Source organism: Burkholderia sp. Ed8 (genome assembly GCF_040761425.1).
Lineage (GTDB): Bacteria > Pseudomonadota > Gammaproteobacteria > Burkholderiales > Burkholderiaceae > Burkholderia > Burkholderia seminalis.
The window spans coordinates 1,263,357-1,282,805 of the sequence record NZ_CP142886.1 but is presented as its reverse complement, the minus strand read 5'-3'; the positions used below and the strand labels follow the sequence as shown (position 1 = coordinate 1,282,805).

Genomic DNA, 19,449 nt, shown 5'->3' with positions numbered 1-19,449 from the left:
CGCCCGCTCCTCAACGCTTGGCCGGTGCGCCGCCGAACGCCCCGGAGGACGACAGCAGCCGCAAGCCGTTGGCCACGACGATCAGGCTCGCGCCCGCGTCGGCAAAGACCGCCATCCACATCGTGCCGAGCCCCGCGACCGTGAGGCCGAGGAACACGACCTTCACGCCGAGCGCGAAGCCGATGTTCTGCACCAGCACGCGGTGCGTCGCACGCGACAGCCGCACGAATGCGGGAATCTTGCGCAGGTCGTCGTCCATCAGCGCGACGTCGGCCGTCTCGATCGCGGTGTCCGTGCCCATCGCGCCCATCGCGAAGCCTATGTCGGCACGCGCGAGCGCCGGCGCATCGTTGATCCCGTCGCCGACCATCCCGACCGCGCCCGCGCCGCCGGCCGACAGCGCCTCGACCGCCGCGAGCTTGTCTTCCGGCAACTGGTTGCCGCGCGCGTCGTCGATGCCGGCCTCCTGCGCGATCGCCTGCGCGGTGTGCGGGTTGTCGCCCGTCAGCATCGCGGTGCGGATGCCGAGCGCGTGCAGATCGGCGATCGCTTCGCGGCTCGTGTCCTTGATCGTGTCGGCCACCGCGAAGATGCCGAGCACGCGCACGTCGTCGACCAGCACCACGACGCTCTTGCCCTGGCGCTCCAGCGCGTCGAGCTTCGCTTCGAGGGCCGTCGAGCAACGCTCCAGCTCCTCGACGAGCCGATGGTTGCCGAGCCAGTAGCGCGTGCCGTCGATCGTGCCGCGCACGCCGCGCCCGACGATCGCTTCGAAGTCCTGTACATCGGCGAAGGCCGTCGTGCCGGCATCGCGCGCCGCGGCCGCGATCGCCTGCGACACCGGGTGATCGGAGCGCGCCGCGAGGCTCGCGCCGAGATGCCGCACGCGCGCCGCATCGGCGTCGTCCGCATGCAGGTCGAAGTCGGTCTGCACCGGCTTGCCGTGCGTGATCGTGCCGGTCTTGTCGAGCGCGAGCCACGCGAGCTTGCGCCCTTCTTCCAGGTAGACGCCGCCCTTCACGAGAATCCCGCGCCGCGCGGCCGCCGCGAGCCCCGACACGATCGTCACCGGCGTCGAGATCACCAGCGCGCACGGGCACGCGATCACGAGCAGCACCAGCGCGCGGTAGATCCAGTCCTGCCACGCACCGCCCATGACGATCGGCGGCACCACCGCGACCAGCAATGCAACCGCGAACACGATCGGCGTGTAGACGCGCGCGAACTGGTCGACGAAGCGCTGCGTCGGCGCCTTCGCGCCCTGCGCTTCCTCGACCGCGTGGATGATCCGCGCGAGCGTCGAGTTCGCCGCGACGGCCGTCACGCGGTATTCGAACGAGCCCGATTCGTTGATCGTGCCCGCGTACACGGCGTCGCCGGTCGCCTTTTCGACGGGCAGGCTCTCGCCGGTGATCGGCGCCTGGTTGACCGTCGAGCGGCCCGCGACGACCTCGCCGTCCAGCCCGATCCGCTCGCCCGGTTTCACGCGGACGACCGCGCCGAGCGCAACCTGCGCGGCCTCGATCGTGCGCCACGCGCCGTCGGCCTGCCGCACGGTCGCGGTGTCCGGCGCGAGCTGCATCAGGCCCTGGATCGCGTTGCGCGCGCGGTCGAGCGACTTCGCCTCGATCAATTCGGCGATCGTGAACAGCACCATCACCATCGCGGCTTCCGGCCACTGGCCGATCGCCATCGCGCCCGTCACCGCGATGCTCATCAGCGCGTTGATGTTCAGGTTGCCGTTGCGGATCGCGATCCAGCCCTTCTTGTACGTGGTGAGCCCGCACGCGAGCACCGCGGCGAGCGCGAGCGCCGCCGCGAGCCATACCGGCAGCCCGGCCCACGTCGCGCCTTCGGATGCGATCGCGGCGACGCCGGCCAGCGCCAGCGGCCACCACGGCTTCGCGGGCGCGTCGGCGACGCGCGGCGCCGGTGCGCCGGCCGTCGCGGCCTCGGGCGTCATCCCGAGCGTGCGGATCGCGCTTTCGATCGCCGGCTGCGCGCCGGGCACGTGCTCGACGGTCAGCATCCGCTGCATCAGGTTGAATTCGAGCGCCGACACCTCGTCCATCCCGCCGAGCTTCTTGCGGATCAGCGTTTCCTCGGTCGGGCAGTCCATCTGCATGATCCGGAACGCGGAGCGCACATGACCCGACGCGGTCGCCTGCGCGACCGGCAGCGGCGCGAGCGTCAGCGCGGCAGGCGCGCAGCAGTCGCCGGCCGCGTGGTCGTGGTCGTGGTCGTGGTCGTGGTCGTGACCGGCCTGGTCATGCGCGGCGTGGTCGTGCGAACACGTCGCGCCGTGCTGATGCGCGTCGTCGTGCGAATGATCGTGATCATGGTCGCGGCCGCGCGAGGCAACCTCGCCATGCGCGCGCTCGCCGGCCGCCGGCGCCGCATCGGCAACGTTCGCCGTCTGCGTGTCGCGCGGGTCGGCGCAGCATGCATCGGCGCCGCCGGCATGACGGTGTCGCGGGTCGCGGGTACGCTGGGCGTCGGTCATGACAACCTCCTCAATGGCTTTCAATGGCTTGACGGAGTACAGTTAACACCCTGAAGCCACTACAAGGTCAACCCTTACACGGGAGAAAGGCATGAAGATTGGCGAACTGGCCAAGGCGGCCCGCTGCACCCCCGAGACGATCCGTTTCTACGAAAAAGAGGGGCTGATGCCGGATGCGGAGCGCACCGACTCGAACTACCGCAACTACACCGACGTGCACGTCGAACGGCTGCGCTTCATCCGCAACTGCCGCGCGCTCGACATGGCGCACGACGAAATCCGCGCGCTGCTGCGGCTCACCGACACGCCGGCCGACCGCTGCGATTCGATCAATTCGCTGCTCGACGATCACATCGGACACGTCGACGCGCGCCTCGCGGAACTCACGCATCTGCGCGACCAGCTCACCGAATTGCGCCGCCAGTGCGTCGGCGAACATTCGGTCGAGGATTGCGGCATCGTGCATGGTCTCGCGACGATGGAAACCGTCGCGCCGGCCGCGAAGCGATCGCACCTCGGCTGAAACCCTTGTGAAATAAGATAGCCTGGTTGAGAATAGTTATATCCTAACTAGATATAAATTAACTATTCATGTCTACGAGTCGTCCGTCCCCGCTCGCGCTGGCCGTCCTTGCGACGCTCACCGAAACGCCGATGCATCCGTACGGGATGCTGCAGCAACTGAAGGCCCGCGGATACGACGAAGTCGTCAACGTGCGGCAGCGCACGAGCCTCTACCAGACGATCGACCGGCTGCTGCGCGACGGGCTGATCGCCGTGCACGACACCGAGCGCGACGGGGCATTTCCGGAACGCACGCTGTATGCGCTGACCGAAGCCGGGCACACGGCGGGGCAGGCGTGGCTGCATGCGCTGCTCGCGGAGCCCGCGCGCGAATTCCCGGTGTTCGGCGCCGGTCTCGCGTTCCTGCCGCTGCTCGACGCCGACGACGCGCGCCACCAGCTCGAGCTGCGGATCGCGCGGCTTGACGCCGAGCGCGAACGGCTGGAAGGGCTGCGGGCCACCGCGCAGGCCGACCAGGTGCCGCGCCTGTTCCTGCTGCAGAACGAACATGCGCTGGTGTTGCTCAATGCGGAGCTCGACTGGACGCGCAGCGTCGTCGAACACCTGAAGATCGGCGCGCTGCGCTGGGTGGACGGCTGACGTACCTATCTCGCCGGTCGCTTCCCGTCGGTCACGGGAATCGACCGCGTCAAAGCACCTTGCCGGGATTGAGGAGGCCGTGCGGGTCCAGCGCGGCCTTCAGGCGCCGCATCAGCCCGATTTCCGCGTCGCTGCGCGTATGCGCGAGATAAGCGCGCTTGAGCACGCCGATCCCGTGCTCGGCCGATACCGAGCCGCCCATGTCGCGCACCACCGCGTACACGCAGTGGTCGAGCGCCTCGACGTCCGCCGCGGTCATCCCGGCCAGCGATACGCCGATATGCACGTTGCCGTCGCCGACATGACCGAAGAACAGGCACGTGACGTCCGGCCAGCGCGCCCGCAGCGCCGCCTCGCAGCGCCCGGCGAACGTGCCGAGCTCGCCCGTCGGCAAGCTCACGTCGAAATTGACGAGATGCGGCAGCGCATCGATCGCCAGGCCTTCGCGCAACGTCCACAGGTCGCGCGCCTGCCGCTCCGACGTCGCGAGCACCGCGTCGTCCACCAGCCCCGCGTCGAACCCCGCCGCGAGGCCCGATTCCAGCGCCTGGCGCGCATCGCCGCCCGGCGCGCTCGTCGCGCATTCGATCAGCACCGCGAAGCCGCCTTCGCCCGCGAACGGCGCCATGACGTCCGGCGTGTGACGCGCGACGTAGTCGTAGAACGCCGGCCACATCGCCTCGAAGCTGACGACTTCCGGCAGCGTGCGCACGCGGTTCCACAGCTCGACCACCGCGTCGTAGTCGCGCACGCGGCACAGCGCGGTGGCCGGCGCCGCGAGCAGCGGGTGCAGCCGCAACACCGCGCGCGTGACGACGCCGAGCGTCCCCTCGCTGCCGATGAACAGCTGCTTCAGGTCATAACCCGCGTTGTTCTTCAGCATGCGGTTCATCGACGAGACGATCGTGCCGTCCGCGAGCACGGCTTCGAGCCCGAGCACCTGCTCGCGCATCATCCCGTAGCGGATCGCGCGCGTGCCGCCCGCATTGGTCGCGAGCATGCCGCCGATCTGGCATGAACCCCGCGCGCCGAGATCGACGCCGAACGTGAAGCCCGCTGCTTCCGCGGCTTCCTGCACCGTCTGCAGCGGCGTCCCGGCGCGCACGGTCATCGTGCCGGACGCCGCGTCGATCGCTTCGATACCGGCAAAACGTTCCATCGACAGCACGACCTCGCCGCCGAGCGCGACCGCGCCACGCGCGAGCCCGGTCAGTCCGCCCTGCGGCACGACCGGCAGCCCGAGCCGCGTGCACAGCGCGAGCGTGCGCGACACGTCGTCGACGCTGCGCGGGCGCACCAGCGCGCGCGGCCGCACGCCGGCCGGCTCGTTGTACGCGGTGAAGTAACGCGGATCGATCTCGGCGGAACGCGTAACCAGCGCATCGCCCAGTTCCGCGACGAGCACGGCGTCGGGCGCCTCGCCCGGCTGCGCGCCGCCGCGCGGTTCGCCGCCCGCGGCCGCCGTCTCCCGGTTCTGCATCGTGCGGCCCGCTTACTTGGTCGAAATATCGATATCGCCGAAATACTTCAGGCCGAGCGACTTCACCGTGCCGTCCGCCTTCAGCTTGTCGATCGCCGCGTCGAGCTTCGCCTTCAGTGCGTCGTCGCCCTTGCGCAGGCCGAATGCGATCCCGCTGCCGAGGATCCTGTCGTCGTGCACCGGCTGGCCGACGAACGAGAAGCCCTTGCCGTCCGGGCGCGACAGGAAGCCGCGCTGGCCGGACGGTGCGAGCACGAGCGTCGCGTCGAGGCGGCCCGCCACGAGATCCGCGTACGCCTGGTTCTGGTCCTGGTACGCGACGATCGCGACGCCCGCCGGTTCCCAGTGCGCCTTCGCGAAGGTTTCCTGGATCGATGCCTGCAGCACGCCGACGCGCTTGCCCTTCAGCGATTCGGGCGTCGGCAGCAGGCCGCTGCCGGTGCGCGCGATCAGCTGGGTCGGCACGCGATAGATGATCGTCGTGAAGTCGATCGCCTGGCGCCGCTGCTCGGTCGCGTTCATCGCCGAATTGATCGCGTCGAACTTGCGGCCCTTCAGTGCGGGAATCAGCCCGTCGAACGACGTCTCGACCCATTTGCACGACAGCTTCGCCGTCTGGCAGACGGCATTGCCGACGTCGATGTCGAAGCCCTGCAGGTCGCCGTTCGGCGCTTTCGATTCGAACGGCGGGTATTGCGCTTCAAGGCCGAAACGCAGCGTCTGCGCGTCGGCGAGCGCCGCGCCGGAGCCGATTGCGCAAGCAAGTGCGAACGCGAGTTTCAGGGTGGCCGTGTGCTTCATCGTGATCTCCAGTGTCTGGTCGATGCGACGGGCCCGTCGCCGGGTGCCCGTCGCCGGTTTTCCTACAGCGAACGCAGCCGCCGCGCGCCTTCGACCAGCGTCGCGTCGTCCTTCGAAAAACTGAGCCGGATCACGCCGGCATCGGTGCCGTCGGTGTAGAACGCCGACAGCGGAATCGTCGCGACACGCGCGTCGCGGATCATGCGCAGCACGAAATCGCTGTCGCTTTCGTCCGAGAAGTGACGGAAGCGCGCGAGCATGAAGAACGAGCCTTCGCTCGGCAGCAGTTCGAAACGCGAACCAGCCAGCTCGCGCGCGAGCAGGTCGCGCTTGGCCTGGTAGAACGCCGACAGGCCGAGATAGCTGTCCGGCCGCGCGAGGATCTCCGCGAACGCGACCTGCATCGGCGTGTCGGCCGAGAACACCATGAACTGGTGGACCTTGCGGATCTCGTCCATCAGTTCGGCCGGTGCGAGGCAATGGCCGACCCGCCAGCCGGTCACGTGGAACGACTTGCCGAACGACGACACGATCACGCTGCGCTCGGCCAGCTCGCGGTGGCGCGCGACGCTCTGGTGCTGCGCGCCGTCGAACACGACGTGCTCGTAGACCTCGTCGGACAGCACGACGATGCCCGTATCGCGCGTGAGCTGCGCGAGCCGGTCGAGATCGTCGGCCGAGAACACGGTCGCGGTCGGGTTGTGCGGCGTGTTGACGATGATCATCCGCGTGCGCGGCGTGATCGCGGCAGCCACTTCATCCCAGTTCACGCGGAAATGCTCGGGCGACAGCTTGATCGCGACCGGCGTCGCGCCCTGCAGCCGCACGATCGGCGCATAACTGTCGAACGACGGCTCGAAATAGATCACCTCGTCGCCCGGATGCACGAGCGCGCTGATCGCCGCGTAGAGCCCCTCGCTCGCGCTCGCGATCACCGTGATCTCGGTCGCCGGGTCGTAGCGCGCGCCGTACAGCGCTTCCGTCTTCTCGGCGAGCCGCTCGCGCAGCGCCATCACGCCGGCCATCGGCGCGTACTGGTTGTGCCCGTCGCGCATCGCGCGCGCGACGCCTTCGACGAGCGCCGGATCGGGCGCGAAATTCGGCGCGCCCTGCGACAGGTTCAACGCGTCGTGTTGGGCAGCCAGTTGGCCGATCACCGTGAAGATCGTCGTCCCGACGTCGGGCAGTTTCGAACGGGGCGCGGTGGCGCTTCGCATGACTCCTCCTTCTGATGTCCTTCGGGCGGGCCCGCGTCACGCGCGGCCCTCCGTCTGCCGCATGATTTAGCCCGAGCCAATATCGGCGGACAATCGAAAGTTCGTCATGGCGTCCATGCATTTTCCTCATGACTCACCGGGAGAAGCACGCAACGGCAAGGCTGGGGGCGGGCCCGACATGCGAATCAGGCATTTCCCGTGGCGCTACGCATCCGCCGCCGCCAGGTACGCGAGCAGCACGGCCCGCAGTTCGCGGCGCTGCGCGGCGAAATCGAGCGCGGGCCCGAGCGTCAGCAACGCCTGCGACAGCCCGCCGTAGCAGATCGTCTGGGCCATCCGCGCGAGCCCGTCGAGCCGCGCGGCCGGCGGCGGATCGGCCGCCTGGGCCAGCGCGTCGCGCCACAGCGCGACATACGCGTCGTAATGCCGGCGGTACGCGGCCAGCGGCGACACCTGCCGCTCCAGCACGAACAGCGCGCCCCACAGCGCCGCATCGGCGGCGATCGCGTCGACCTGCAGGTCGACCAGCGCGGCGGCGAGTTCGGCCCGCGGTGCGCCGCGCAGCCGCTCGACCGCATCGCGCAGCCGGTCGGCCAGCGCCTGCACGCGACGGTGGATGCAGAGCGCCGCAAGGCTCTGCTTGTCGCCGAAATACTCGTAGAAGGTGCCGATGCTCACGCCCGCGACGGCCGCGATCTCGCGGATCGTCGCCTTTGCATAGCCGCGTTCGAGCAAAAGCTGAACGAACGCCTGCTGCAGCGCATCGGAGCTCGCCTGCGCGCGCGACTGGCGCGGCCGGCGGCGCAATGCGGGCGCGGGTTGCGCCGCCGGCTGGCCGGGCGGCGCCGGAACCTGAACATGTCGCGGCGGCATATTTGCTACTCTGAAATCGGCAGGGAATACGTTTTACCGGGCGCCCGAAGCCGTGCCGAAGCGCGCGCCGAGCGGCATGGCGCCGGCTGCCCGCGAAGCATGAGACCGGAGACACACGCGATGACCGAATCGACTCACGCCGTCACGAACCAGGTCGACGAACTGGTCGACTATAACCTCTTCGCGACGGATCTCGCGCTACGCGACGCGCTCGCCCGGGCAGGCGCCGACTGGGCCATGCCGCAGCTCGACGCGTACGGCGCGTGGCTCGGCCGCGCCGACACCGCGCGGCTCGCCGACGAAGCGAACCGCCACGCGCCGGAACTGAACACGTTCGACCGGCGCGGCCGCCGCATCGACCGCGTCGATTTCCACCCGGCCTGGCACGCGCTGCTCGGCCAGTACCGCCACGAAGGCTTCGTGTCGCTCGCGTTCCGCGAGTCGCGCCGCGGCCGCTGGGCCGCGACCGCCGCCGGCTTCTACCTGCACGGCCAGATCGAGGCCGGCACGCTGTGCCCGGCCACGATGACGCAGGCCGCGATTCCCGTGCTGCAGAAGGAACCGGCGCTGTGGGGCCTGCTGCGCGACAAGCTCTATAGCGACGATTACGATCCGCGCGACGTGCCGGTCGCCGACAAGCGCTCGATCTGGTTCGGCATGGGCATGACCGAGAAACAGGGCGGCTCCGACGTGCGCGCGAACACGACGCTCGCCACGCCGGTCGGCGCGGGCGGGCGTGGCGCCGAATACCGGTTGCGCGGCCACAAGTGGTTCTTCTCCGCGCCGATGTGCGACGCGCACCTCGTCGTCGCACGCACCGAGGCCGGCAGCCCGTCGTGCTTCTACGTGCCGCGCTGGCGGCCGGACGGCACGAAGAACGCGGTCGAGATCCAGCGGCTGAAGAACAAGGTCGGCAACCGCAGCAACGCCAGCAGCGAGATCGAGCTGAACGACGCGTGGGGCATCATGCTCGGCGACGAAGGCCGCGGCATTCCGACCATCATCGAGATGGCCACCTACACGCGGCTGAACTGCGTGCTCGGCAGCGCGGCGATGCTGCGTCAGGGCGTCGTGCAGGCGATCGCGTACACGCGCCAGCGCCACGCGTTCGGCCGCGCGCTCGCCGAGCAGCCGCTGATGCGCACCGTGCTCGCCGATCTCGCGCTCGCAAGCGAAGCCGTGCTGTCGCTCGCGATGCGTCTGGCCGACGCGTTCGAACGCGACGACTCGCCGCGCGAGCGCGCATGGAAGCGGATCGTCACGCCCGCCGCGAAATTCTGGGTCTGCAAGCGCGCGGTCGAGTTGACCGGCGAGGTGATGGAAGTGTTCGGCGGCAACGGCTACGTCGACGACGGCCCGATCGCGCGGCTGTTCCGCGAGGCGCCCGTCAACTCGATCTGGGAGGGCTCGGGCAACGTGATGTGCCTCGACGTGCTGCGCGCGGTGTCGCGCGAGCCCGACGCGGCCGCCGCGCTGTTCGACGAACTCGCCGACCTAGGCGCGGGCGAACCGCGCATCCGCGCGGCGCTCGACGCGCTGCGCGCGATGCTCGCCGCGCCGGCCGACACGCTCGAAGCATCGGCCCGCGTGTTCGCGCAGCGGCTCGCGCTTGTCGCGCAGGCGTGCCTGCTGCGCCGCGATGCGCCGGCGGCCGTCGCCGACGCGTTCGTCGCGACCCGGCTCGCCGCGCCCGACTGGGGCCGCATCGCGGGCGGCTTCGATCCGCATGCGATCGACGTCGCCGCGCTGCTGCAGCGCGCCTACCCGGCCTGACGCCGGTCCGTTCACCCTTGTTCACCCGCGTTCGCCTTCGTTCGCCCGCCCGGAGCCCCGATGAACCTCGTCGCCGCCCTCGACCGCGCCGCTCGTGCGACGCCCGACAAGCCGTTCCTCGTCAACGAATCCGCAACGATCACCTATGCCGCCGCACGCGAGCGCTCGCACCGCGCGGCGGCCGTGCTGAGCGCGCTCGGCGTCGCGGCCGGCGACCGCGTCGCCGCGATGTGCTTCAACACGCCGGCCTTCGTCGACTTGATGTTCGGCGCATGGCGGCTCGGCGCGGCGTTCGTGCCGATCAACCACAAGCTGCAGGCACCGGAAGTCGACTACGTGCTCGAGCACAGCCGCTGCAAGGCGCTGCTGTTCGACGTGGCGCTCGCGCCGGTGGTCGAGCGCCTCGCGCATCCCGCGCGGCGGCTCGTGACCGAGGGCGAACTCGACGGCGTGCCGAACTTCGACACGATGTGCATGACGCGTGACGCCCTCGCGGGGATCGAACCGGCCGACGGCGACATCGCGCAGATTCTCTACACGTCCGGCACGACCGGCCGCCCGAAAGGCTGCGTGCACAGCCATCGCACCGTGACGCTCGCGGCGATGCAGGCGGCGCTCGCGACCGGCATCGGCCGCAACGAGCGCACGCTGATGGCAATGCCGATCTGGCACTCGTCGCCGCTGAACAACTGGTTCGGCGGCACGCTGTTCGCGGGCGGCACCGTCGTGCTGATGCGCGAATACCATCCGCTGCGCTTCCTGCAAACCATCGAGCGCGAACGCGTGACGCTGTATTTCGGCGCGCCGGTGTCGTACACGCTGGCGCTCGACACGGTCGACGGCTTCGGCGCGTTCGACCTGTCGAGCGTGCGCGCGTGGCTGTACGGCGGCGGCCCGATCGGCGCCACGCAGGCCGAACGGCTCGCGCAGGCGTATCGCAGCCATGCGTTCTTCCAGGTGTACGGGATGACCGAAACGGGCCCGGCCGGCACGACGCTGTATCCGGACGAGCAGATCGCGAAGGCCGGCTCGATCGGCCGCCAGGGCGGCCCGGGCGTCGACCTGCGCGTCGTGCGGCTGGACGGCATCGACGCGCGGCCGGGCGAGACCGGCGAGATCTGGCTGAAGGCCGACTGCATGATGCTCGGCTATCTCGACGACGCGGCCGCGACGGACGCGGCGTTCGCGCCGGACGGCTGGTATCGCACCGGCGACATCGCGCGGATCGATCAGGATGGCTACCTGTTCATCGTCGACCGGCTGAAGGACATGATCGTGACCGGTGGAGAGAACGTCTATTCGAAGGAAGTGGAGGACGTGCTCGGCGCGCACCCTGATATCGCCGAGGCGGCCGTCGTCGGGGCCCCGCATCCCGACTGGGGCGAGACGGTCGTCGCGCACGTCGTGCTGCGCGCGAATGCGGCGCCCGACGCGGAGGCGCTGCGCGCGTTCTGCGGCGAGCGGCTGGCCGCGTACAAGATTCCGCGCGAATTCACGTTCGCGCAGGCGCTGCCGCGCACGCCGACCGGCAAGCTGCAGAAGTTCCTGCTGCGCGTGCGCGGGGATTAAGTACCTGAGGTTTGGTCAAGGCACTCGCAACTCGTGCACTCCTATTCCACTTGCCGACAGCTTTCATCCAGGTCGGAAGCGGCGCCATTCCCCCGTCCACGGCATCCGTTGGTTACGGTCTGCGTTTTCCGCATCCCTCCGGCATCCGGTGATCGAAGCGTGCTTCACGCGCTGCAAGAAAGCACCCAACCGCGCCATCGCACCGGCTCATTTCAGCATGCGTGGTCGATCCAAAGGATGATATGAAACGAGTAATAAAACTTTAGGATAACAAATCATACTCGTCCGATTGATCAATGGTTCTTGTCTGAAATAGCGTCTCTAAGCCGGTCATTCCATTTACCGAGACAGGGACGCACGATGAAAAACGAACACAAAGCACCGACCCATCTTTTTGCCACCGTTGGCTCACTCACCGAACGTGGCGGACGCGTCACGACTGCAACCAGCGGCCTGACCCTGGCTGGGCTGGAGGTAGCCCGCGTCGGAGACGTGGTGACCTACGACGACGGTAGCGAGGCCGTGATCATCGATGGGGCGGGAAACAACCATAGCGAGGGCAAGCCCTTCGCGTTGGTCGGCAGCCGATTGAGCAACGGCGATCGCATTACCGAAACGCTGCGCACCTCATTGGGCATTCACGTACGCGAGCGGCAAAGCGTTGCTGGACTGTTCGATCCGACCTACGTGCCGCCGCCCGCAGCGCCCGCCTACAGACTGGCCGTACGTGGTGCGACGACGGCGCACGGCGGTGCGTTGCGCGAGCCGTCCGGTACATGGGAAGTAGCACCGCACTTAGGCAACGCGGCCGTGGTGGGCGACCTGGTCCACTATCCGGACGGCTCAACCGCGTGCGTGATCAGCGGTCTGGGTTTGGCCGACAGGTCCGACTTCGCACCACTCGCCTTCGTCGGCAGTGAACTCGATAACGGCGACACGATCACTGACAGCCCAGAGCGGCGAGGCGTCGCGTCGTCCATTGTATTTAGCGTCGTTACCCAAACGCCCCTGTCCCACTGAGGCGGCTCCTGTGATCCGCTACTTTCTTGCCAAAGGCGACCACGCCGGTGATGCGGTCATTATCGAAGGTCTCGACACCGTGACCTGTTCCGATCCACCACCGCGCGTTCATATCGCCACACTCGATATGAAGACCTACTGTTCGGCCTGCAAGCGTGAAGGGCACATCGCACCGCAAGGGCCGCGCTGGCCTGGTACCGGCCCGAACGGCAAACAATGGGCGTTGAGCGGAGACATCAATGTCTGCGAATGCCATCCGCCGCCGGTCTTTTACGCTGAGCGCGGCATGCGGATGATTTTCACTGCGGACGAGATAGCGACGCTGGATAGGCCTAAACCTGGTGCAGCCGATCGGTCATTTGCTCGATCGAGCGTCATGCACGACGAGCAATTCATCTTGGTCGATGGCAGCCGTCGGCCGCTCGCAAACGTCCGCTATCGAGTGGTGACCGACACCGGGCAGATCTTCACGGGTACCACCGATTCGGACGGGCAAACACGTCGAATCGTTACCGACGCTGCGGCGTTCCTGAAAATCTATACAGCGGGCCATTGAGACAATGAAAAATTTTGCTGCACATGACGATGAGGAATGGTTCCTCGTACACTCGGGCACCGCCACCAATACCAACCCCGGATCGATGGTGGAAGTAACAATCAACACCGAGAAAATATGCCCGAACTTGACCAACAAGGAATTTCGAGAAATGGTCTTGAGCATACGGGATCGAGCCGTTTCTCTCGTCGACAAAAGAATCACGGATTTGCATCGCTGGTCCAGCACCGACAAGGCACGCGTACTACAATGGTTTGGCAGAACAGACGAAGGCACGCGCAGGATACTACTAACAGGGCTGACTGCAATCACCGAAGTACTCAAATCGCTTACGGGCCACAACTTTACGCGATGGGATAGCGAGCGATTCAAGCATATCGGATGCGCTCCAAATCCAAATCAGTCAGGCGTCGCCGCATCAGTGTGCTCACCGGATACCGCAACCCATACAATCGCAATACACATCGATTTTTGCACGATGCGTGACTTCTCATGGGAAAAGGATTCGATGATCTCCACCCTGATTCATGAGGCAAGTCATTTTGACGATACAATGGGAACCAGAGATCACAGATACTTTATGGAAGAGTGCTTGACATTCGGAGCCGAAAATCCGAATCAAGCAATCAAGAATGCCGACAGTATTGCAGGATATATTATATATAATGCCTAAATTTATTCTCGGCCTATACCTCTTCATTTCCAGCCCATCATTTGCGTGCACCGCCAGCGAAAATTTCGACATCTACTTCTCGCCAAATAGCTCACATATATCCAATTCAGAAATCATCCGCATTACAAAATGGGCAATCGATAAAAAAATCGATTACGCCAATCACTTCACCAAAGAAACAACACTGATTAGCGGCCATGCTGAAGAAGGTGAGCAAAGAGCACTATCCCTTGCACAGTCCGGAATGCAAACCGCGTATGCGCTGCTGGAGCAGCTAGGTTTTCTACGCGGCATCATCAAGACGAGCGTCCACGTCTATTCGCACGGCGACGTGGACAATGGAAGGCGTGTGGAAATCTCCTTCCTGCCTGATTGCCCTAACAAGTGCTGCGACGGCAAGTAACCTAATACTGCCGTCAGTCACTTCGACGAGTCGTTGACCTGCACTGGTGGCACGCCTGGCGGAACCTATCGACCGCGCATGATCCTGCAACGCATCGCCACACCATCGTCGGCAGGATTCATATGCACTACCCGGCCGTGCACCGACAAAGAAAAAGCCACCGGCCCCAAACGATCCGATGGCTTTCGCATGTTCAACGGGGCGACGACGTCGCCGCCCGCAACTCACAGGCTGCTTACTTGCCGCCGATGCTCTTCAGCGGCTTCCACTCGCCCTTCTCGACCTTGTACATCGTGATGCCGCCGTTCTTCAGGTCGCCCTTCGCGTCATACGCGACGTGCGTCGACGTCACGCCGGCCATGTCGGTCTTCGCGAGCACCGGCAGGTATTTCGCCGGATCGGTCGAATCGGCCTTCTTCATCGCGTTCAGCATCGCCATCGCGCCGTCGTACGCGTACGGCGAGTACGTCTGCACTTCTTCGCCGAAACGCTTCTTGTACTTGTCCGCGTAGGTCTTGCCGCCCGGCATCTCTTCCAGCGGGAGGCCGGCCAGCGAAGCGATCGTGCCGTCGGCCGCGTTGCCCGCGATCTTCAGGAACGTCGGCGTCTTCACCATTTCGCCGCTCATCAGCGGTGCGGTGAAGCCCAGCGCCTTCATCTGCTTGACCATCGGCGCTGCCTGCGAATCCGCGCCGCCGTAGTAGACCATGTCCGGCTTCGCAGCCTTCAGCTTGGTCAGGATCGCCTTGAAGTCGACCGCCTTGTCGTTCGTGAATTCACGGTCGACGATCGTCGCGCCGCCGGCCTTCGCCGCCTTCTCGAACTGGTCGGCGAGACCCTGGCCGTAGGCCGTGCGGTCGTCGACGATCGCGATCTTCTTCATGCCGAGATCCTTCGCCGCGAACGTGCCGGCCACCGAGCCCTGCTGCGTGTCGGACGTCATCATGCGGAAGGTCGTCTTGTAGCCCTGCTGCGTGTATTCCGGCGCCGTCGCCATCGCGATTTCCGGAATGCCTGCATTCGCGTAGATGCGCGAGGCGGGAATCGTCGTGCCCGAGTTGAAGTGGCCGAGCATGCCCTTGATGCCGTCGTCGACGAGCTTCTGTGCAACCGTCGTGCCCGTGCGCGGGTCAGCCTGGTCGTCCTGCGTGCTCAGCACGAACTTCACCGGCTTGCCGCCGATCTTCGGGTTCGTCGCGTTGAAGTCTTCCAGCGCGAGCACGATCCCGTTCTGCATGTCCTTGCCGTAGTGCGCCTGCGCGCCCGTCATCGGCCCTGCGTAACCGATCTTCACGTCATCCGCATGGGCCGTCCCCGCCAGCGACATGACGGCGACGAACGTCGCGCCTGCCACCTTTTTCATCGTGTGTTGCATAGCATCTCCTTGGTACCAGGGTAAATGAAGCGGCTTCGGGATCGCCTTGCCGCTTCTTTGTTTGATCCGAACGGCAAGGATGATCAGCCGATCGTCATCAAATTCGCATTGCCGCCCGCCGCGGCCGTATTCACGCTCACCGAGCGTTCCGTCAGGAGCCGCTCGAGCGCGTAGTCTTCCGCATCGCCGTTCTCGAACGCGCCCACCGACACGCCCTGCACCGATACGATCGGGCCCGGGCGCTGCGCGACGTCCTTCACGAGCGTCTGCAGTTCGTCGCTGTCGCCTTCGAACAGCACCGCATCGAACGGCGCGTCGGCCTGCTTGCGCACGCTCGCATGCGCCTTCAGCGATGCCGGCAGCGCGGCGACCAGCGCCTCGCCGGCCGCGCCCGCGAACAACGCGCGGTTGCCGGTGGCCAGCACCGCCGCGAACTGCGCGCGCGCGCCGCTCGGGGTGGCCGCGACACACAGCACCGTGCCGCGCGGGCCGAGTGTATACGTGTTTCGCTCGCCCGTCGGCCCGGTCAGCACGGCGGTCGCGCCGGCCGGCACCTGTGCCAGATAGCCGTCGCAACGCGCGGCCAGTGCCGGCTCGCGTTGCTCGATCAGCCAGTCGCGCAGCGTCGTGAGCGCCGCCGCCGGGTTGCCGCGCGCATCGCCTTCGACCGCGCCGTCCGCGATCAGCGTCTGCGCGAGCGAGCGCGGCAGGCCCGACGGACGCGTCGCGAGCAGGCGCTGCAGGTACAGCGCGCCGCCGGCCTTCGGGCCCGTGCCCGACAGCCCTTCGCCGCCGAACGGCTGCACGCCGACCACCGCACCGATCACGTTGCGGTTCACGTAGATGTTGCCCACGTGCGCATTCGAGATCACGTGCGCGATTGTCTCGTCGATCCGCGTGTGGATCCCGAGCGTCAGCCCGTAACCGGTCGCGCGGATCTGCTCGAGCAGCTTGTCGAGCTGGCTGCGGCGGTAGCGCACCACGTGCAGCACGGGGCCGAACACTTCGCGCTTGAGCTCGTCGATGCTGCCGATCTCGATCAGCGTCGGCGGCACGAACGTGCCGTGCGCGCAGGCCTCGGGCGTCGGCAGTTGCGTGACCGCATGGCCCTTGTCCTTCATCGTCGCAACGTGCGCGTCGATCGTCTGCTTCGCTTCGCCGTCGATCACCGGGCCGACGTCCGTCGACAGCCGGTCGGGGTTGCCGAGCGCCAGCTCGTGCATCGCGCCCTTGAGCATCGTCAGCGTGCGGTCCGCGACGTCGTCCTGCAGACACAGAACGCGCAGCGCCGAGCACCGTTGACCGGCCGAGTCGAACGACGACTGCATCACGTCCGCGACGACCTGCTCCGCGAGCGCCGACGAGTCGACGATCATCGCATTCTGGCCGCCCGTTTCCGCGATCAGCGGGATCGGCTTGCCCTCCGGGTCGAGGCGCGCGGACAGCGTCTTATTGATCAGGCGCGCGACTTCGGTCGAGCCCGTGAACATCACCGCACGCGTACGCGGATCGGCGACCAGCGCCGCGCCGACGGTCTCGCCGGTACCCGGCAGCAGCTGTACCGCGCCGGCCGGCACGCCGGCCTCGCGCAGCAGGCGCACGGCCTGCGCGGCGATCAGCGGCGTCTGTTCGGCCGGCTTCGCGAGCACCGTGTTGCCGGCGGCGAGCGCCGCGGCGACCTGGCCCATGAAGATCGCGAGCGGGAAGTTCCACGGGCTGATGCAGACCACGGGGCCGAGCGGGCGATGCGTGTCGTTCGAGAACTCGTCGCGGATCTGCGCCGCGTAGTAGCGCAGGAAGTCGACCGCTTCGCGAATCTCGGCGATCGCGTTCGGCAGCGACTTGCCGGCTTCGCGCACGATCAGGCCCATCAGCGTGTGCATCTGCGCTTCGAGCAGGTCGGCTGCGCGCGCCAGGCAGTCGGCGCGGGCGTCGACCGGCGTCGCCTGCCAGATCGGCGCGGCGGCCACCGCGTGCGCGAGCGCCGCGCTCACGTGTTCGGCCGTCGCCTCGCTGACCGTGCCGACCAGGTCGCGCTGGTCGGCCGGGTTGCGCACGTCGCGTGCCGGTGCGTCGGCGAGCGCGTCGTCGGCGAGCATCGGCGCCGCGCGCCACGGATGATGCGCGCTCGCGAGCAGCGCGGACGACAGCGAGGCGAGCCGGTGTTCGTTCGACAAATCGAGGCCCATCGAATTGGGACGCTCGTCGCCGTACAGGTTGCGCGGCAGCGGGATCTTCGCGTGCGGCGCGCCGAGCGGCACGACTTTCGACGCTTCGTCGACCGGATCGGCGACCAGTTCCTTCACCGACACGGTCTTGTCCGCGATACGGTTCACGAACGACGTGTTCGCGCCGTTCTCGAGCAGGCGGCGCACGAGGTACGCGAGCAGCGTCTCGTGCGTGCCGACCGGTGCGTACACGCGGCACGGACGGTTCAGCTTGTCGCGGCCCGTGACCTCCTCGTACAGCGGCTCGCCCATCCCGTGCAGGCACTGGAATTCGTACTGGCCCGGGTAGTAGTTCTGGCCCGCGAGCTGGTAGATCGCGGCCAGCGTGTACGCGTTGTGCGTCGCGAACTGCGGGTAGACGGCGTCGGGCGCCGCGAGCAGCTTCTTCGCGCACGCGAGGTACGACACGTCGGTGTAGATCTTGCGCGTATAGACCGGATAGCCTTCGAGGCCGTCGACCTGCGCACGCTTGATCTCGGTATCCCAGTACGCGCCCTTCACGAGGCGGATCATCAGGCGGTGACGGCTGCGGCGCGCGAGATCGATCAGGTAGTCGATCACGAACGGGCAGCGCTTCTGGTAGCCCTGCACCACGAAGCCGATGCCGTTCCAGCCCGCGAGATCCGGATCGAAGCACAGCGCCTCGAGCAGGTCGAGCGACAGCTCGAGGCGGTCGGCCTCTTCAGCGTCGATGTTCAGGCCGATGTCGTAGCGGCGCGCGAGCAGCGCGAGTGCGCGCACGCGCGGCAGCAGCTCGCTCATCGTGCGGTCCTGCTGCGAGCGCGAGTAGCGCGCGTGCAGCGCCGACAGCTTGATCGAGATGCCCGGGCCTTCGTAGATGCCGCGGCCGCCGGCCGCCTTGCCGATCGCGTGGATCGCCTGTTCGTACGACGCGTAGTAGCGCTGCGCGTCCTCTTCGGTCGTCGCCGCTTCGCCGAGCATGTCGTACGAGTAGCGGAAGCCGCGCGCTTCGTACTTGCGGCTGTTCGCGAGCGCTTCGGAAATCGTCTCGCCGGTGACGAACTGTTCGCCCATCAGGCGCATCGCCATGTCGACGCCCTTGCGGATCAGCGGCTCGCCGCCGCGGCCGATCAGGCGCGTGAGCGCCGACGACAGGCCCGCTTCGCTGTTGGTCGTCACGAGCTTGCCGGTGATCATCAGCCCCCAGGTCGCCGCGTTCACGAACAGCGACGGCGCGTGGCCGACGTGCGAGCGCCAGTCGCCCTTGCTGATCTTGTCGCGAATCAGCGCATCGCGCGTCGCGCGATCGGGAATGCGCAGCAGCGCCTCGGCGAGGCACATCAGCGCGACGCCTTCCTGGCTCGACAGCGAGAACTCGTGGATCAGCCCTTCGACGCCGCCGCCCGAGCTTTTCTCGCGCAGCGCCTCGACGAGCTTCGTCGCGAGCGCCTGCACGTCCGCCTGCAGGTTCGCCGGCAGGCGCGCCTGACCGAGCAGGAACGGCACGCATTCCGGCTCCGGGCGGCGGTACGCGGCCGTGATCGCCGCGCGCAGCACCGATTGCGGCTGAACGTTCTGCGCGAACTCGAGGAACGGATGCGGCGAGTTGTCGTCGTCGCCGTCCGCCGCCTGACCGTCGGCGAGCTCCGTCACGCCGCTGTGGCCCGACAGTTCGGGCGGCAACTGGCCGTGCTCGATCCGCTCGAGATACGCGAAGATCGCCTGCTTGATCAGCCAGTGGGGAGTGCGCTCGAGGCGCGCGGCGGCGTCCTTGAGGCGCGAGCGGAGAAGGTCGTCGACTTTGACGCCGAGAGTCGTGCTTGCCATGGTGGGTTCGTGCGCCGGTGCGAGCC

At 67.3% G+C, this 19,449-nt stretch carries 15 protein-coding genes; 8 read left to right on the top strand and 7 right to left on the bottom strand.

Annotation, left to right across the window (positions count from 1 at the left end; all coding sequences use genetic code 11):
- Positions 1-10: 10 nt before the first annotated feature.
- Complete coding sequence (locus VXM69_RS19785; RefSeq protein WP_367190063.1) at positions 11-2,503, bottom strand: heavy metal translocating P-type ATPase; 2,493 nt, start codon at positions 2,501-2,503, stop codon at positions 11-13.
- A gap of 91 nt (positions 2,504-2,594) precedes the next feature.
- Here VXM69_RS19785 and cadR point away from each other — a divergent pair, with 91 nt between their 5' ends.
- Both cadR and VXM69_RS19775 read left to right on the top strand, forming a co-directional pair.
- On the top strand, positions 2,595-3,026 hold the full coding sequence (gene cadR, locus VXM69_RS19780) for a Cd(II)/Pb(II)-responsive transcriptional regulator (protein ID WP_006477300.1): 432 nt from the start codon (positions 2,595-2,597) through the stop codon (positions 3,024-3,026).
- A 68-nt stretch (positions 3,027-3,094) separates the two neighbouring features.
- Positions 3,095-3,667, top strand: a complete 573-nt coding sequence (locus VXM69_RS19775; RefSeq protein ID WP_059559456.1) for a PadR family transcriptional regulator — start codon at positions 3,095-3,097, stop codon at positions 3,665-3,667.
- A gap of 49 nt (positions 3,668-3,716) precedes the next feature.
- Here the strand turns inward: VXM69_RS19775 and VXM69_RS19770 are convergent, their stop codons facing one another.
- The 4 genes from VXM69_RS19770 to VXM69_RS19755 form a co-directional block, all read right to left on the bottom strand.
- A complete protein-coding gene (locus tag VXM69_RS19770) occupies positions 3,717-5,147 on the bottom strand; it encodes an FAD-binding oxidoreductase (protein WP_367190062.1) in 1,431 nt (476 codons plus the stop codon).
- Positions 5,148-5,159: 12 nt separating this feature from the next.
- Complete coding sequence (locus VXM69_RS19765) at positions 5,160-5,948, bottom strand: ABC transporter substrate-binding protein (protein ID WP_059559462.1); 789 nt, start codon at positions 5,946-5,948, stop codon at positions 5,160-5,162.
- 62 nt (positions 5,949-6,010) lie between these two features.
- Positions 6,011-7,165, bottom strand: coding sequence for a pyridoxal phosphate-dependent aminotransferase (locus tag VXM69_RS19760; protein ID WP_367190061.1), 1,155 nt, complete (start codon positions 7,163-7,165; stop codon positions 6,011-6,013).
- 204 nt (positions 7,166-7,369) lie between these two features.
- Positions 7,370-8,038, bottom strand: coding sequence for a TetR/AcrR family transcriptional regulator (locus VXM69_RS19755; RefSeq protein WP_175027850.1), 669 nt, complete (start codon positions 8,036-8,038; stop codon positions 7,370-7,372).
- A 120-nt stretch (positions 8,039-8,158) separates the two neighbouring features.
- Here VXM69_RS19755 and VXM69_RS19750 point away from each other — a divergent pair, with 120 nt between their 5' ends.
- The 6 genes from VXM69_RS19750 (at position 8,159) to VXM69_RS19725 (ending at position 14,032) form a co-directional block, all read left to right on the top strand.
- On the top strand, positions 8,159-9,811 hold the full coding sequence (locus VXM69_RS19750; protein ID WP_367190060.1) for an acyl-CoA dehydrogenase family protein: 1,653 nt from the start codon (positions 8,159-8,161) through the stop codon (positions 9,809-9,811).
- 60 nt (positions 9,812-9,871) lie between these two features.
- Complete coding sequence (locus tag VXM69_RS19745; protein WP_124670651.1) at positions 9,872-11,380, top strand: class I adenylate-forming enzyme family protein; 1,509 nt, start codon at positions 9,872-9,874, stop codon at positions 11,378-11,380.
- 360 nt (positions 11,381-11,740) lie between these two features.
- A complete protein-coding gene (locus VXM69_RS19740) occupies positions 11,741-12,400 on the top strand; it encodes a PAAR domain-containing protein (RefSeq protein WP_124608617.1) in 660 nt (219 codons plus the stop codon).
- A 10-nt stretch (positions 12,401-12,410) separates the two neighbouring features.
- On the top strand, positions 12,411-12,956 hold the full coding sequence (locus tag VXM69_RS19735; protein ID WP_083286558.1) for a hypothetical protein: 546 nt from the start codon (positions 12,411-12,413) through the stop codon (positions 12,954-12,956).
- Between the two features lie 4 nt (positions 12,957-12,960).
- Positions 12,961-13,629 carry a M35 family metallo-endopeptidase gene (locus VXM69_RS19730; protein ID WP_367190059.1) on the top strand — a complete coding sequence of 223 codons (669 nt, stop codon included), beginning with the start codon at positions 12,961-12,963 and terminating at the stop codon, positions 13,627-13,629.
- Positions 13,622-14,032, top strand: coding sequence for a hypothetical protein (locus tag VXM69_RS19725; protein WP_367190058.1), 411 nt, complete (start codon positions 13,622-13,624; stop codon positions 14,030-14,032). The genes VXM69_RS19730 and VXM69_RS19725 overlap by 8 nt, the downstream gene beginning before the upstream one ends.
- 235 nt (positions 14,033-14,267) lie before the next feature.
- Here VXM69_RS19725 and VXM69_RS19720 read toward each other — a convergent pair whose 3' ends face one another.
- The gene (locus tag VXM69_RS19720) at positions 14,268-15,407 is read right to left on the bottom strand and encodes a branched-chain amino acid ABC transporter substrate-binding protein (protein WP_034188163.1); all 1,140 of its coding nucleotides are present in this window, start codon (positions 15,405-15,407) and stop codon (positions 14,268-14,270) included.
- A gap of 83 nt (positions 15,408-15,490) precedes the next feature.
- The gene (gene putA, locus VXM69_RS19715; protein WP_034188164.1) at positions 15,491-19,423 is read right to left on the bottom strand and encodes a trifunctional transcriptional regulator/proline dehydrogenase/L-glutamate gamma-semialdehyde dehydrogenase; all 3,933 of its coding nucleotides are present in this window, start codon (positions 19,421-19,423) and stop codon (positions 15,491-15,493) included.
- Positions 19,424-19,449: the final 26 nt, after the last annotated feature.

Bases quoted from the DNA above. Each gene is read 5' to 3' on its own strand.
- VXM69_RS19785 (WP_367190063.1), bottom strand. From the start codon at position 2,503: ATGACCGACGCCCAGCGTACCCGCGACCCGCGACACCGTCATGCCGGC.
- cadR (WP_006477300.1), top strand. From the start codon at position 2,595: ATGAAGATTGGCGAACTGGCCAAGGCGGCCCGCTGCACCCCCGAGACG.
- VXM69_RS19775 (WP_059559456.1), top strand. From the start codon at position 3,095: ATGTCTACGAGTCGTCCGTCCCCGCTCGCGCTGGCCGTCCTTGCGACG.
- VXM69_RS19770 (WP_367190062.1), bottom strand. From the start codon at position 5,147: ATGCAGAACCGGGAGACGGCGGCCGCGGGCGGCGAACCGCGCGGCGGC.
- VXM69_RS19765 (WP_059559462.1), bottom strand. From the start codon at position 5,948: ATGAAGCACACGGCCACCCTGAAACTCGCGTTCGCACTTGCTTGCGCA.
- VXM69_RS19760 (WP_367190061.1), bottom strand. From the start codon at position 7,165: ATGCGAAGCGCCACCGCGCCCCGTTCGAAACTGCCCGACGTCGGGACG.
- VXM69_RS19755 (WP_175027850.1), bottom strand. From the start codon at position 8,038: ATGCCGCCGCGACATGTTCAGGTTCCGGCGCCGCCCGGCCAGCCGGCG.
- VXM69_RS19750 (WP_367190060.1), top strand. From the start codon at position 8,159: ATGACCGAATCGACTCACGCCGTCACGAACCAGGTCGACGAACTGGTC.
- VXM69_RS19745 (WP_124670651.1), top strand. From the start codon at position 9,872: ATGAACCTCGTCGCCGCCCTCGACCGCGCCGCTCGTGCGACGCCCGAC.
- VXM69_RS19740 (WP_124608617.1), top strand. From the start codon at position 11,741: ATGAAAAACGAACACAAAGCACCGACCCATCTTTTTGCCACCGTTGGC.
- VXM69_RS19730 (WP_367190059.1), top strand. From the start codon at position 12,961: ATGAAAAATTTTGCTGCACATGACGATGAGGAATGGTTCCTCGTACAC.
- VXM69_RS19725 (WP_367190058.1), top strand. From the start codon at position 13,622: ATGCCTAAATTTATTCTCGGCCTATACCTCTTCATTTCCAGCCCATCA.
- VXM69_RS19720 (WP_034188163.1), bottom strand. From the start codon at position 15,407: ATGCAACACACGATGAAAAAGGTGGCAGGCGCGACGTTCGTCGCCGTC.
- putA (WP_034188164.1), bottom strand. From the start codon at position 19,423: ATGGCAAGCACGACTCTCGGCGTCAAAGTCGACGACCTTCTCCGCTCG.